Source organism: Rhizobium hidalgonense, assembly GCF_005862185.2.
Classification (GTDB): Bacteria; Pseudomonadota; Alphaproteobacteria; order Rhizobiales; family Rhizobiaceae; genus Rhizobium; species Rhizobium hidalgonense.
In genome coordinates, this window is sequence record NZ_CP054028.1 from 990183 (window position 1) to 1004198 (window position 14016).

Sequence of the window (14016 nt, forward strand, 5' to 3'; positions counted from 1 at the left end):
CAACGAGATAGGCTCCGGAGGACCAAGCATCCGGCAGTTCTTGGCGTAGCTGTCGCCTGATCATTCAACCGGCCGTCTAACACCGTACGGAATGAGATTTCGACGATCTGTTCAGCAAAGGCCAGCGCGACCCCCCCGATCAGGTTGCTGGCGCACTGCGGCATGTCCGTGTCGTACATTTGCCTGCGAACCGTCGAACCTGCCGCGAACGCCGTATCCGAAGGCGCGTTGCCGGGCGACGCCGCGACTGGCGACCGTTTTGGCGTTGGGTTGTTGGTCATGGTGGATTCCTAACGAAGAGGGCAGTGCCCCGAGCGCCTGTGGATCTTTTGGTACGTGAGGCGACGGGTGCGCGGGAGGCCGCACCCGTCGACCGGAGCGTTCAGGCCTGGACGAAGGCCAGCAGGTCGGCGTTCAGCACGTCGGCGTTAACGGTCAACATACCGTGGGAGAAGCCGGGGTAGGTCTTCAGCGAACCGTTCTTCAGAAGCTTCACCGACTTCAGCGCCGAGTCCGCAATCGGGACGATCTGGTCGTCTTCACCATGCAAGACGAGAGTGGGAACGGTGATCGCCTTCAGGTCCTCCGTCTGGTCGGTCTCGGAGAAGGCCTTGATGCCGTCGTAATGGGCCTTGGAGCCGCCCATCATGCCCTGACGCCACCAATTCTGGATCACGCCTTCCTGCACCTTGGCGCCTTCTCGGTTGAAACCGTAGAAGGGTCCGGCCGGAACGTCGCGGAAGAACTGCGCGCGGTTGGCGGCAAGCGCCGAGCGGAAACCGTCGAACACTTCCATCGGCAGGCCCTCGGGATTGGCCTCAGTCTTGAGCATCAGCGGCGGCACTGCCGAGACGAGAACGGCCTTGGCGACGCGTCCGCCAGGTTCGCCATGCTTGGCCACATAGCGGGCGACCTCGCCGCCGCCGGTGGAATGACCGATATGGACGACATTCTTCAGGTCGAGCGCCTCGACGACGGCAAAGGCATCTGCTGCGTAATGTTCCATATCGTGACCATCGGCCACCTGGGCGGATCGGCCATGGCCACGGCGGTCATGGGCGACGACGCGAAAACCTTTCGACAGGAAAAACAGCATCTGCGCGTCCCAGTCGTCGGCCGATAGCGGCCATCCGTGGTGGAACATGATCGGCTGGGCATCCTTGAGCCCCCAGTCCTTGTAGAAGATTTCAACGCCGTCTTTGGTGGTTACATATGCCATGGTTTCGGTTCCTTCGATTAGTTAGTTGCAGCATTGGCTGCGAAGCTGAGAGAGGTTGAATTGCCATGGCCCCTGTTGCGGCGGATAACAATGCGTCTCGGCGACCTATGGAATAACGAGGCTGGGTCATCTCCGTCCTGTGATTTCGTTATCAAAAAAGTTCAGACGACGCTTTGTTCGTCTGACAGAGGTGATATTGCCGTCACATCCTCACCTCCACAATTGCGAGAATGATTTCTAATTTATTGCCTCGTATGAAATAATGAGAGGGATCTGGCCGGACCGGCCTTGTTAAGCAAACCTGATCATCCATCGGCAAAGATGACTTGATCTTGGTCGACGACAGTCCGGCAGATGATCGCAACCATGTTGGAAGTCGTATCTGGAACACTCGCGCCAAAGAAGGTCATCTCGACCTACACGGCCACACACGTGAGATCGGGCTTGCACGTAGTAATCGCGTGCGCGGTGCCGACACGATGATATTCGAGTATGACCGAGCCCGGCTTGAGGACACTGACCGCTTCTCGTTAGAGCCCGCGCTAGCCTGACCTCCGAGCGTTCGATACCGCCACATCAGATCGCGCTTCTGATCGGTCAGAGTTCTGTTACGCGCAACGTCTTGCAAACGACGGCTGGTGGACGCCCCCGGCGACATTTGATTGCCGGAATGGAGACGTTGATCACCATTTGAACGAGGCACCCACCCATCGGAGCCCGATTTCTACCCGATATTGAAGATGCTGCCGAGCCATGCCATCTGCTGTCGCTCTTGGAAGGCTTGGCCGCCCTCGTGATTGTTGAAATCGTATTCAACCATCCGCTTGTCCCCTGCATAAGCGTTGAACGCCGCGTACACTGTGGAGGGTGGACAGACTTCGTCCATCATGGCGACGGAGAAGAGTGCCGGCGCTTTCGAAAACCGGGCAAAATTCACACAGTCAAAATAGGTTAGCGTATCGAAGACTCTATCCTTCTTGTCGCGATGCCGAGCCAGGAACCCCACGATCTCGGTATAGGGTTCCCGGAGCGCGACCTGGACGGCACGCGGAAAGTCACACAGGAAAGGTACATCCGGCATGACGGCTTTTATGCGCGGGTCAAGACCAGCGGCGGCGATCGACATCCCGCCGCCCTGGCTGTCGCCGCAGACGGCAATACGCTCGGCGTCGATGAACGGCAGATCGATCAGGGCATCGACAGCGCGCACGCAGTCGGTCAGAAGCCGCCGGTAATAGTAGTCGTTCCTGTCAAGAACGCCGCGCGTCATAAAGCCGGGGAAGGCTGCCGTGGAGCCGACCGGATCTGCCGTATCGCCGACGCTCCATTCGCCGCCCTGACCACGTGTGTCCATGCGGAAATAAGCATAGCCGGAGGCCGCCCAGTGCAACTGCTCGTGTGGCAGGCCTCGGCCGCCGCCATAACCGATATACTGGATCACGAGCGGAAGGCGCCCTTCTCGTATGGCCGGCATGATAAGCCACCCCTTGATCGGATGACCACCGAAACCGGGAAAAGTCACATCATAGGTCTCGACCACCTTCAGCGAGGTCTCGGCTCTTCTCAGGTCGACAGCCCCGCCCGCGCTTCGCGCCTCGGCGATCGTGGACGCCCAAAACTCAACGAAGTCGTCAGGCATCACAACCTTGCTTTCATAAGCGCCCAATTCGGGATGTACGAGATCGGCAATCGGCATGTTCGCCTCCTTCAGCGAGTTTGAGGTGAATGGTGAGAGAGGTGACCGTTCCCTTGCTCAGACATCTTCTGGCGAAGCTCGGCAGGCACCTCCGAGAGGGCGTTCTCCAGAGCTTCAAGGCACTTGGCGGCATCGGCTTCACTGAAGACAAGAGGTGGTCTGATCTTGATGATGTTGCCGAGCGGCCCGGTGGATGAGACGAGAACGCCGAGCGCCTTCATCCGCTCGCGAACCCAGCGGGCAGCCAGTTTTGCAGGCGCTCTCGTGATGCGATCCGTGACAAGCTCGACGCCGAGGAAAAGACCGCGTCCCTGGATATGGCCGACGAGCTCGTGCCGCTTCATGAGGTCATCGAGCCCTTCTTTCAAGACAGCCCCGCTCTTTCGCGCGTTGGCCTGCAGATCCTCTCCCCAGAGCACATCGAGACACGCATTGCCCACGACCGCCGAGACCGTGTTGCCACCGAAGGTGTTGAAGTAGCCGCCCCTTGTTTGCAGGGCTGCGGCAATCTCGCGCCGGGTCACAAGGGCTGCAATCGGATGGCCGTTGCCCATTGGCTTGCCCATGGTGACGAAGTCCGGCTCCACGTCAAAGGCCTGGAAGCCCCACATGTGGGTTCCCGAGCGCCCGAAGCCCATCTGGACTTCGTCGGCGATCGTCAGCCCACCGTGACGCCTGACGTTGGCGTATGCCTGCGACAGATAATCCGGCGGGGGGACGAGCGCGCCGTTCGCGTCGAAAATGGAATCGATCAACAGGCCCGCCATCCCCTTGCCGTTGTCGGCGAGGACGCGCGCTGCTTGATCGACATGGCCGGCATATTTCGAGCCGGCGTCATTGTCGCCATATCTGTAGAGGCCTCGGTATAGGTTTGGTGGCGGCACAGTTTCCACCCAGTCGGGCCGGTCGCTGGCATCATAGTCGATCAACGACAGCGGCGCACCGATCGAGGTGTTGCCGTGATAGCTGTTTTCGGTAACGACGATGCCTTCTTTGCCCGATACCGCGCGCGCCATGCGCACGGCCAGGTCGTTTGCCTCCGAGCCGGTGCATACGAAGATCCAGGTATCGAGATGTGGCGGCAGTGTCGTGGACAGCCGCTCGCCAAGCCTGACGATCTCGCGATGCAGGTAGCGCGAGTTCGTGTTGAGCGTACTCGCCTGCTGCGTGAGGGCATCGACCACATAGGGATGGCAGTGTCCGAGATTTGCAACATTGTTGTAGCAGTCGAGATATTCCTTGCCCGACGCGTCGTAAACCTTGGAGCCACGGCCACGTACGAGCTCAAGTGGTTCGTTGTAGAATGTATAAGTCTTGCCCAGCACGGATTCGCGATACTGCAGCAGAGGCGGCATGGAGACAGGCGGAATAGCTGCGACCGGCGCGCTCGCGGGCACGACTGACGGCAGAATTCCGGCGACAAAAGCAGCATCCGTCACCTGGGCGAAGCGTTCGATGGCGCCCATGTAGCAGCTTTGCAGGTTGTCGAGCGGCGTATCCAGGCCATTGACCGACTGGTAGGCCACGATGCCGACCTGCAGCAGCAGGCGCGCGAGCACGAGCCTGCGCAGAACGGCAAGATCCTCCGCCTCCAGCGGCATGAAGCGCTGGTAACCCCGTGCAAGACAGGTTGCCGCGAGGACCGGGTCCGGTGTCCAGTGGATCAGCGAGGCGATCACGACGGCCAGATCCTGCGCAACTGGTCCGTAAACCATATCACCGAAGTCGATGACACCCTGGACGTTGAAAACGGGGTCGAATTCCGCGAGAATGTTGGATTCGTGAAAGTCGTTGTAGATGACCTGTGCGCGAAGCTTCGGCAGGTGCTCCGATACCGCCTGAGCCAGATCCGGCAATAGCGCCAGAGCGACCGGCCTGATCCGTTCAGGCATATGGACCAGCAACCGATCGAGCAGCAGGGGAGCGCTTTTCAGGTCCCACGGCATGCTCTTCGGCGCCCCTCGCCCGTGAAACCCCTGCAGCGCGCGCGCCAGGCGTCCGCTCATCGAGCCAAGCGTCAACAGCTCGGCGGCCTGCAGTGGGCGACCGGACGTCTTGATCCGGTTGAACAGGGTTTGCCCCGGCAGGAAGCTCAAAACCCTCAGCATGTGGATCTGACCATTCTCGTCGGTGATGCTTCCCATGGGCTCGCCCTGCAAGGTCCGCGTGACCCGCGGCACAGGCAAGCGCGCATCGATCGCCGCGACATGATCGAGAGCTTCGATCTGGAATTCCAAGCTTTCCGTTGGTTCCTCGATCGACGCCACCTTGACGACGAACTGCTGTCCATCGTCGGTCACGAGGCGAAAATTCTGTTCCCGTTCCCCGCCCAAGCGACGCCATGTGCCAGTAAGGCCATAAATGCTGGCAACTCTAGTCTGAACTAAAGCGAGGGGAAGGTCTGGCGCTGCAATGCTCGCAAGCAAGGCATCGGTCGCTCCCTGTTTCGACTGTGATGGAATGTTCACCGATTTACCTCGTGATCTATTCAGAACGATCTCTCATGGAGGTCTTAAGACGGGCAGTGCGCTTCGGAAGCCTGCAAAATTCCCGGCGCTGCCGATGTTCGCCCAGCAAACGGCATCGGCATCAATGCAAGTCCTCCCCCGCGCGTCTGGTGGTGAGTGCAACGATCAGAAGGCCCAGCGCCACAATGCCGAGGATTATGGTCGATACTGCATTGATTTCGGGCGTGACCCCGAACTTGATCTGCGAGTAGATCTTCATTGGCAATGTCGATGCACCCGGCCCTGTCGTGAAGCTCGAAATGACGAGGTCGTCTAGCGATAAAGTGAAGGAAAGCAGCCACGCCGATGTCAGTGCCGGCAGGATGTTCGGCAGGGCGACCTTCAGAAAAGCCGTTGCTGGCGGGCAGCCGAGATCCCTCGCCGCTTCTTCCAATGACGGATCGAGCTCCGTCAGTCGCGACTGGAGAACGACCGCTGCAAAACACATGGTGAATGTCGCATGGGCTAGGATAATTGTCAGAGGACCGCGATTGATGCCGAGGGCCACGAACATCAGGAGCATCGACACGCCAAGCACCACTTCCGGCATGACCATGGGTGCCGCGAGCAGACCTGTGAAGAGCTGTCTGCCACGAAACCGCCGTATCCGCACCATGACAAGCGCGGCCAACAGGCCCAGCAGTGTAGCGATCGTCGCCGAGACCGCTGCTACGGTGAAACTCACCCGCGCCCCATCGAGCAGTGCCGCGTTTGAAAGGGCGGACGCGTACCACTGGGTCGAAAAGCCGCCCCACACGGTCACCAGCTTCGATTTGTTGAAGCTGAAGATTATGAGAATCATGATCGGCAGATAAAGGAAAGCCATGACGATGACGATCGACAGGCGATTGAACCGGCTCGGTCCGGTTGAGACTGTCATCCTCAGACTCTCCCTTTGGAAAGCTGCGATTGCAGCAGCGTGATCGGGATGACGAGAAGCAGCACCAACAGCACCGTAACCGCTGCGGCAACGGGCCAGTCCCGGTTGTTGAAGAACTCGATCCAGATCGTCCTCCCGATCATTTGCGTATCGGCGCCGCCGAGGAGGTCCGGCACCACGAACTCACCCACAACGGGGATGAAGACCAGTGCACATCCCGCCACCACACCCGACAAGCTCAGGGGAAAGGTGACACGCCAGAATGCGCCAAAGCGGCTGCATCCAAGGTCGCGCGCGGCCTCGAGAAGGGTGCGATCGGCACCTGCAAGGTTGGAGTAGATCGGCAAAACCATGAAGGGCAGATAGGTGTAAACGATGCCGATATAGATCGCCGTCTGTGTGTTCATGATTTGCAGCGGATGATCGATCACGCCAACACTCTGCAATAGGACATTGAGCAGACCGTCATTGCTGAGAATGGCCATCCAGGCGTAGACGCGGATCAGCAGCGAACTCCAGAAAGGCACGATTACAAGGAAGACCAGGATCGAACGCCAAGGGGAGCGGCAGCGGGAGATGCCGTAGGCAAGCGGATAGGCGACAAGAAGCGTGACGATCGTGGAGATCAGCGCGATCTTCAGGCTGTTCAGGTAGGCCCTTGCGTAAAGCCCGTCGCGGAGGACGAATTCCAAATTTTCGAAGTTGAGCCTGATGGAAAGCTGGGCGCCCTCCCACGTAAAGAGCGGTTCATACGGAGGCATACCGACCCGTGTCGATGATAGCGCGATAGCCAGCACCAGAATGGTCGGCAGGAGGAACATAACCCCGAGCCAGAGGAATGGCGGGAGGATAAGCGTCCTCCGGTTCAGGCGAAAATTGGAGGGGGCGATCATTCGGATCACTCCCCGAGCAGATGAGCGGCGTCATCCGGCCACCGTGCGACAACGGCGTCCCCAACGGCGAAATCGTCGCCGCTGCCGACGTTGACCTTGAGCGCGTCGAGTGTCGAGTTCGTCGCGAGCCTCAGGCGATAGCGTCGCTGAGCGCCGGTGTAGGTGATGTCCTCGACCACGCCGGGAATGCCCTCGCCGCTGCGGAAGAGTTCAACCCTTTCCGGTCGCACTGAGAGCCAGAGCGGACCCTCCGGCGAAACGCCCGCAGGCAGCCTCGCGCCAAATTGCCCATCGAAGCCCGCCAGCGTGAGCCTTGCCTGTCCGGCCTCCGCGCGAGCGCTCGCAACGTCGAAGAGATTGGCCTCGCCCAGAAACTTCGCCACATAGCGGGAGACAGGGGCTTCATACACCGTCTCCGGCGAGCCAACCTGAAGCACGCGGCCCGACTCCATGATCGCGATGCGCGAGGACACGGTCATTGCCTCATGCTGGTCGTGCGTCACGATGACGAAGGTGAGGCCCAGTTCCTTCTGCAAGCGCACGAGTTCGTCCTGGGTCTCGCTGCGGAGATTCTTGTCTAGTGCGCCCAACGGCTCGTCCAGCAGAAGCACTTTCGGGCGCTTGACCAGAGCACGCGCCAGGGCCACGCGTTGCTTCTGGCCTCCCGAAAGCTGCGAGGGTTTCCTGTCCAACAAGGGCTTCAACTGCAGCTTCTGGGTGACGTCCGCCAGGCGACTGTCGATTTCGGATCTCGGCAGGCGCTCCTGAACCAAACCGAATCCGATGTTCTTTGCCACGGTGAGATGCGGAAAGAGGGCATAGGACTGAAACATCATGTTCGTCGGCCGCTTTTCCGCTGGCAGCATGGTGACATCGGATTGGTCGAGCAGCACGCGCCCTGACGTGGGACTCTCGAAACCCGCGATCATCCTGAGCAGCGTCGATTTCCCGCAACCGGAGGGCCCCAGAAGCGAAAAGAACTCGCCCTTGCCTATGTCAAGCGACACGCCGTTGACGGCAACGAAGCCGCCAAACGACTTGCTCAAGCTCGTAACCGTCAAATAAGACTGCTGCACTTTCACCGCTCCCAAATATTACGCTCAGTTGCCGGCGCGGAAGGTGGTCCAGACCCGGGTCCGCTCCCTGGTTTGACGCGGAGGCAGGGAGCGATCGCTAAAGAGCTTCGCCCGGACGTTGTCAGAGGGGTAGATATTGGGGTCGGTGGTGATCGCGGGATCCACGAGCGGCGTGGCCTTGGCATTCGCACTGGCGAGGAAGACGGTGTTGCTGATATCAGCGATCACCTTGGGATCGAGGATGTAATCGATAAACTGCAGCGCCTGCTCGACATTGGCTGCATCGGCGGGAATGGCCAGCGTATCGAACGAGACGAGCGTTCCTTCCTTCGGCAGCGAATAGCGGACGTCCTGACCGGTATTGGCCTCCTTGGCGCGAGCGGCCGCGATCCCCACGTCACCGCTCCACATGATTGCCACACAGAGTTGGCCGGACGCCATGTCGGCGATCAGCTTGCCGCTCTGCATATGCCTTATGTTCGGCCGCAGCGCCATCAGCAGATCCTGGGCCTTTTGCAGATCTTCTTCCTTGGCGGAATAGGGATCGAGGCCGAGATAGTTCAGCGCGATCGGGATGACTTCATTCGGCGCGTCCACGATGCCTATACCGCAATCCGCGAACTTGGCAGCGATCTTCGGATCGAACACCATTGCCAGGCTATCGACAGGCGCGTCGGCGAGCCTCTGCTCGATCATGGCGCGATTATAGCCGATCCCCGTCGTCAGCCACATATACGGGACGAGATGACTATTGCCAGGGTCGTGCTGGCCGAGCAGCTTGAGAAGCTCTGGATCCAGGTTGCCGTAGTTTTTGAGTTTGCTATTGTCGATCGGCTGCAATGCGCCGGAGGCAATCAGCCGCTCTCCGACGGTTGAGCTTGGAAAGACGACATCAAATCCACTGCCGCCGGCCAGAAGCCGTGTCTCAAGTATTTCGAGGGAATCGTAAAAATCAACCCGGGTATCGATGCCGGACTTCTTCACGAAGTTGTTGATCGTGTCCGGTGCGAAATAATCGGAGAAATTGTAGATAAACAACTGCTGCGCATATGCACCGGCAGTCGAAAAGAGCAGCAGCGAACCTGCTGCCGCGAGTGTGCTCAGAGCCTGATACAGCGATCTTTTCACGGAACCCTCCCGACAAAATATCTTCAGACGATTTGAGATGGTCTGATGTTCGATCGCTATCCGTTTAAAGTATAATTCGGGCACCTTTGTTCGCAATTTCGCGAAGTGAAGGACCGGGATTCTTCAACAATGTTCATGATCTAACAGTAGGAAGACTGCGTCACGTATCACAGGGGATTGGTCTATGCGGCTCGGACCATCCCCTTGTTCGTCGCGCTCTTAATGACATCGACAAAGGTCCTCACGATCGGCCGGCTTTGCCAGTCCTCGAGCGTCGCGACCTGAAACTTGGCCTTGTAGGAAAACAGGTTCGGCCGGATCACTCGCATCCGGCCGGCGCGGACGAACTGGGCCGCATAGTGCTCGGGTAGATAGCCGAGATAGCAGCCCGAGAGGATCAGGAAAGCCTCGGCCTCCATGCTAGACACGGTCGCGTGCGGACTGCTTATCGCGAAAATCTTGATGTCCCGCGCGGCCCAGTAGTTGCGCCCGATAATCCGGTGTGTCCGCGCCTCCTCGATGTCGATGTTCTCGTCCGGCATGGAAAACAGAGGGTGACCCACGCCGCAGTAGAAATTCTGCACTTCGTCGTAAAGATCGATATAGGCGAGCCCCAGTGCCATGCGCGGGAAACTGCCGACGACGAGGTCGAGCTTTCGCGATACGACGTCGCGCAGCAGCTCGCCCGGCGACTTGGCCTCAATGGTGAGGTGGAGCGCCGGCGCGACGTCAGTGAGTTTGGCAATCGTCCCCACCAGCGGCGACTGCGGGTCCGTAATGGTATTGTCGACGAGGCCGATGGCGAGGTTGCCGCTGAGGTTGGATCGCAACCCCGAGACCTTGCGGCCGAACTGGTCCAGGGAGCTGAAAAGCCGCTGGCATTCCTCAAAAATCAGACGTCCGCTGTCAGTGAGTTGGAAGCCGCTCCGCCCCCGCTTGCAGAGCGTCACGCCCAACCTCTCCTCAAGCGCCGTTATCTTGCCCGATATCGTAGATAGGGAGAGGTTCAGTTCAGCCTGGGCCGCAGACAGACCGCCGGCCTCCACGACCCTGATGAAGATGCGAATGAGGCGGATGTCGGCGTTGTCTACCGAAATCTGGTTACGCGCGTTGCCTTCGCATTTCAGCATCTGCAGCCTCCTTCATCGCTTCGCGCGATCAATACGCGGCCGTGGACTGGTCGCTGTGGCGCCCATGCTCAGCCCGCTTGGGCGCTAAGCTAGATCGACAGCGGCGATATCAAGAATACCAATCGAAAAACTGATACATTGAGGTTTACAAATGTAATTCGTGCGCCTTCACGATCGCGTCAGCCACATATCCGACATTGGCGGCCTGCTCTCCCGCGCGTGTGGCGAGTTCGATGTCGGCGAAATAATCCTCTTCAGATACGGGAAGTCTGCGCAGGCGACCCTGCTCCTCGAACACGCTCGCATAGTGTACCGGAAGGACACCGATAAATGCTCCTGACAGCACCATCAACGTCTCGGCCTCGATGTCGAAGGCTACGCTGTTGAGAACAGAATTGGCGAAGCGGTGACCTCTGCTACCGTTCCAATAGCCGCGGTGAACCCAGGGATAGGCGTAGCAATCGGGACTTGTGATAGTGTCGTAAGCGACGTGGAAGAGGGGGTGAACGGCCCCGCAAAAAGCGGCATGTTCCTCGCGGTATAGGTTGCGGTAAACGAGGCCTGCGACTTTAATGCTGGAGCCGCCTATCCCAATATCGACTTCGTTTTCAGCGACCGCCCTCGTAATGTTGTTCGGCCGCATGATCTTCAGGTTGAGCTCAATTTCCGGCGCAACCCGAGAGACCTCCGCGATCGCCTCGCAGATCTTCAGACGCGGATCGGTCGCCATGCAGTCGACGATACCAACACTCACCCTTCCTGACAGGGCGCTTCGAAGGCCGGAGAGACGCGCCGAGCTCGCGTCCAGCATTCCGGTCAGCTCGAGACTGATATCGTAGACGCGACGTCCTTCTTCCGTCAGGGAAAACCCGCGACGTCCGCGTCCGCACAGTTTGACGCCAACGCGTTGTTCGAGCGCCGTGAGATGATTGGAGATGGTGGGCTGACTGAGCGAAAGCTCCATTTGTGCGGCAGATATGCCGCCGTTGCGAACGACGCTTTCGAATACCCGTAGCAAGTGAAGGTCGGATCCTGATATCTTCATTACGATAGATTGCACCAAACGCATGGGATCGCAAACTCCCCCGGCCGCGGACGCGCGGGCACTCAGAGGAGCGAGTGGCGGCTTCATATGATTTGAACTTGCGACTGCTTCGACGCGGCTACGCCCCCTGACCCCTATTGACCATGAGGCACAGGATCGTGTGCAAGACCTGAGCGGCTATCTGTGCCGTGTTGGTCGTTGAGTCATACTGCGGCGCGACCTCGACCACGTCCCCACCAATGATGTTGAGCCCATTCAGGCCGCGCAGGATCTGCAGCACTTCGCGCGGCTGCAGGCCACCCACCTCTGGGGTCCCCGTACCCGGAGCGAAGCCCGGATCCACACTGTCGATATCGAACGAGACATAGGTGGGGCCGTTGCCGACTATCTCGCGTGCTCTTTCTATCAGGCGGGGCAGGCTTGCCTCGCCCACTTCCTCGGCGTGGATCACGGTCATGCCGCTCTCATAGGAGAACTCCCACAGATATTCGGCTGGGCCACGAATGCCGATCTGGATCGTACGGCGCGGGTCCAGCACGCCGTCCAGAACGGCCAGGCGGAACGGCCCTCCATGCTGAAACTTGGTTCCCTCGTAAGGCCCGGCGGTATCGCAATGGGCGTCGATGTGAATGAGACCGACCGGCTCCTTTTCACCGAGCGCCTTGAGGATCGACGACGTGATGGAATGATCGCCGCCCACGCTGAGAGGCCGCACCCCCGCAACAACGAGGCGACGATAGAAAGCCTCAATATCCTTGTGGCACTGGGCGAGATCGAAGCGGCTGAGCAATGGCACGTCACCGATATCGGCGACTTTGGCTTTGCTCATCGGAGACGTACGCATGACATGGTCATAGGGGCCTATGCGCTCGATTGTGCGTAGGGCGCGCGGGCCAAAGCGCGTTCCGTTACGATTAGTCACGCCCAGATCCATGGGCACGCCGACCAGTGCGATATCCAGTCCGCCAAAATCGGCATTGTCCTGGCCCTCTGGCAAACTACGGGCGTCGAGGAGTGTCGGAATGCCGGCGAACGGCCATTTACGCTTGTCGCCACCGCTGAATTGCGACTGGGCAACCTCCCGAAAATGCGGGTCGAAAATGTCACCGCCGGAGGCGTCTCCATACTTGCCACGAAGTGCGTCGAGATGCGCTTGGTCTACCACTTATAAAATCTCCCTTGAACATGGCGACCTTAATGGGAGGAAGCATAGAAGTAGTTCGGATTTTCCCGAAGTGATCGCGCGGATATTGTAATGTATTCACGCCGCGTGATCGGTAACCATCTCCGCTAATCAATACGAAAAGCAGGGGAACGTCATGTCTATTGAAAACATCGCAAAGGGATCCGTCGGGCGACGTGGCGTGCTGAAGGGGTTGTCAGGTCTCGGTCTGGCGCCTCTCGTCACCGGTTTCCCCAATATCGTACGGGCGCAGGAAAAAAAGCTGCGCGTCGGCCTTTACGGTGGTTATTTCCAGGATACGTTCGACGCAGAGATCTTTCCGGATTTTACGGCGGCTACCGGCATTCAAATTGAAAGCGTGGGTGAGCCCACCGGCGAGGTCTGGCTGATCCAACTTGAGCAGGCAGCCAAAGCGGGCAAGTCGCCGGTTGATATTTCGATGATGGCGGGCGTTCCCGTCATCCGGGGTGCGTACTCCGGGCTTTGGGCACCACTCGACCCGAAGAAGATTCCGAACATTAAATACATCAAGCCGGCTCTGGTCCGCCAGAATAGCAACGGCGAGATCATCGCGATCGGTGCCACGAGCTGGTATGTCACGCTGGTTTCCAACACCGACGTCTACCCGAAAGCCCCAACGTCCTGGAAGGACATTTGGGACCCGAGATACAAGGACAGCTTGGGGCTTTTGGCCAATGTCGGTAATTCCTACCTCCTTGAAGTGGCCGCTAAGGTCTATTTTGGCGGTATCAAGCATCTCGACACCGACGATGGTATCCGGGAAGCCTGCGCCAAGGTCGGCGAACTCAAGCCGAATGTCCGCCTCTGGTATCGCGACGAGGCCCAGTTCGAACAGGCGCTGAAATCGGGTGAAATCCCAATGGGCCAGTATTTCCACGACGTGACGAGGTTGGCGGTGCGGGACGGCTTCCACGTTCGGTCCACCATGCCCATCGAAGGCGGCATCTATGACTACGGCACGTGGGCGGTCACGAAGGCTGCGGCTTCCTCGCTCAATCTCGCCTATGTCTATATGGACTACATGTCGCAGCCCTCGACCCAGGCGAAGCTCGCCCGTAAACTCGGCTGCGCGCCGGTGGTCGAACGGTCAACGATGGATCTAACGGACGAGGAATTCGATTCCGTCTCCTCCAACATCGATCCGGTAAGGCCGCATTACGAAATGCAGGCTCTCAAGACGGAATTCATCAATCAGGTCTGGACAGAGATGCAGCAGGGCTGACCCCCCACTGCATTCC

The 14016-nt window shown here is 59.1% G+C and carries 11 protein-coding genes and 1 pseudogene; 1 reads left to right on the forward strand and 11 read right to left on the reverse strand.

The window, feature by feature from the left end; all coding sequences use genetic code 11:
• Positions 1–74: 74 nt before the first annotated feature.
• The 11 genes and pseudogenes from FFM81_RS32875 to speB form a co-directional block, all read right to left on the reverse strand.
• Positions 75–215, reverse strand: a pseudogene (locus FFM81_RS32875) (RidA family protein); the annotation flags it as partial.
• A gap of 167 nt (positions 216–382) precedes the next feature.
• Positions 383–1219, reverse strand: coding sequence for an alpha/beta fold hydrolase (locus FFM81_RS25875; RefSeq protein WP_138386166.1), 837 nt, complete (start codon positions 1217–1219; stop codon positions 383–385).
• 724 nt (positions 1220–1943) lie between these two features.
• A complete protein-coding gene (locus FFM81_RS25880; protein WP_138386168.1) occupies positions 1944–2915 on the reverse strand; it encodes an acetylxylan esterase in 972 nt (323 codons plus the stop codon).
• Between the two features lie 11 nt (positions 2916–2926).
• Positions 2927–5383, reverse strand: a complete 2457-nt coding sequence (locus FFM81_RS25885) for an aminotransferase class III-fold pyridoxal phosphate-dependent enzyme (RefSeq protein WP_425504978.1) — start codon at positions 5381–5383, stop codon at positions 2927–2929.
• Between the two features lie 121 nt (positions 5384–5504).
• Positions 5505–6302, reverse strand: coding sequence for an ABC transporter permease (locus FFM81_RS25890; protein WP_138386170.1), 798 nt, complete (start codon positions 6300–6302; stop codon positions 5505–5507).
• A 2-nt stretch (positions 6303–6304) separates the two neighbouring features.
• Positions 6305–7195, reverse strand: coding sequence for an ABC transporter permease (locus FFM81_RS25895; protein ID WP_246401244.1), 891 nt, complete (start codon positions 7193–7195; stop codon positions 6305–6307).
• A 5-nt stretch (positions 7196–7200) separates the two neighbouring features.
• The gene (locus tag FFM81_RS25900) at positions 7201–8241 is read right to left on the reverse strand and encodes an ABC transporter ATP-binding protein (protein WP_246401246.1); all 1041 of its coding nucleotides are present in this window, start codon (positions 8239–8241) and stop codon (positions 7201–7203) included.
• 54 nt (positions 8242–8295) lie between these two features.
• Entirely contained in the window at positions 8296–9483 is a 1188-nt protein-coding gene (locus FFM81_RS25905; protein WP_246401249.1) for a polyamine ABC transporter substrate-binding protein, read from the reverse strand.
• A 98-nt stretch (positions 9484–9581) separates the two neighbouring features.
• Positions 9582–10529, reverse strand: coding sequence for a LysR family transcriptional regulator (locus tag FFM81_RS25910; protein ID WP_246401251.1), 948 nt, complete (start codon positions 10527–10529; stop codon positions 9582–9584).
• A 145-nt stretch (positions 10530–10674) separates the two neighbouring features.
• Entirely contained in the window at positions 10675–11598 is a 924-nt protein-coding gene (locus FFM81_RS25915; protein ID WP_173883849.1) for a LysR family transcriptional regulator, read from the reverse strand.
• 94 nt (positions 11599–11692) lie between these two features.
• A complete protein-coding gene (gene speB, locus FFM81_RS25920) occupies positions 11693–12739 on the reverse strand; it encodes an agmatinase (RefSeq protein ID WP_138386173.1) in 1047 nt (348 codons plus the stop codon).
• A 154-nt stretch (positions 12740–12893) separates the two neighbouring features.
• On the opposite strand from speB, the gene FFM81_RS25925 reads away from it, so the two are divergent.
• The gene (locus FFM81_RS25925) at positions 12894–14000 is read left to right on the forward strand and encodes an ABC transporter substrate-binding protein (protein ID WP_138386174.1); all 1107 of its coding nucleotides are present in this window, start codon (positions 12894–12896) and stop codon (positions 13998–14000) included.
• Positions 14001–14016: the final 16 nt, after the last annotated feature.

Excerpts from the sequence above, each read along its gene's own strand:
- FFM81_RS25910 (WP_246401251.1), bottom strand. The coding sequence starts at position 10,529 with ATGCTGAAATGCGAAGGCAACGCGCGTAACCAGATTTCGGTAGACAAC.
- FFM81_RS25890 (WP_138386170.1), bottom strand. The coding sequence starts at position 6,302 with ATGACAGTCTCAACCGGACCGAGCCGGTTCAATCGCCTGTCGATCGTC.
- FFM81_RS25925 (WP_138386174.1), top strand. The coding sequence starts at position 12,894 with ATGTCTATTGAAAACATCGCAAAGGGATCCGTCGGGCGACGTGGCGTG.
- FFM81_RS25915 (WP_173883849.1), bottom strand. The coding sequence starts at position 11,598 with ATGCGTTTGGTGCAATCTATCGTAATGAAGATATCAGGATCCGACCTT.
- FFM81_RS25895 (WP_246401244.1), bottom strand. The coding sequence starts at position 7,195 with ATGATCGCCCCCTCCAATTTTCGCCTGAACCGGAGGACGCTTATCCTC.
- FFM81_RS25875 (WP_138386166.1), bottom strand. The coding sequence starts at position 1,219 with ATGGCATATGTAACCACCAAAGACGGCGTTGAAATCTTCTACAAGGAC.
- FFM81_RS25880 (WP_138386168.1), bottom strand. The coding sequence starts at position 2,915 with ATGCCGATTGCCGATCTCGTACATCCCGAATTGGGCGCTTATGAAAGC.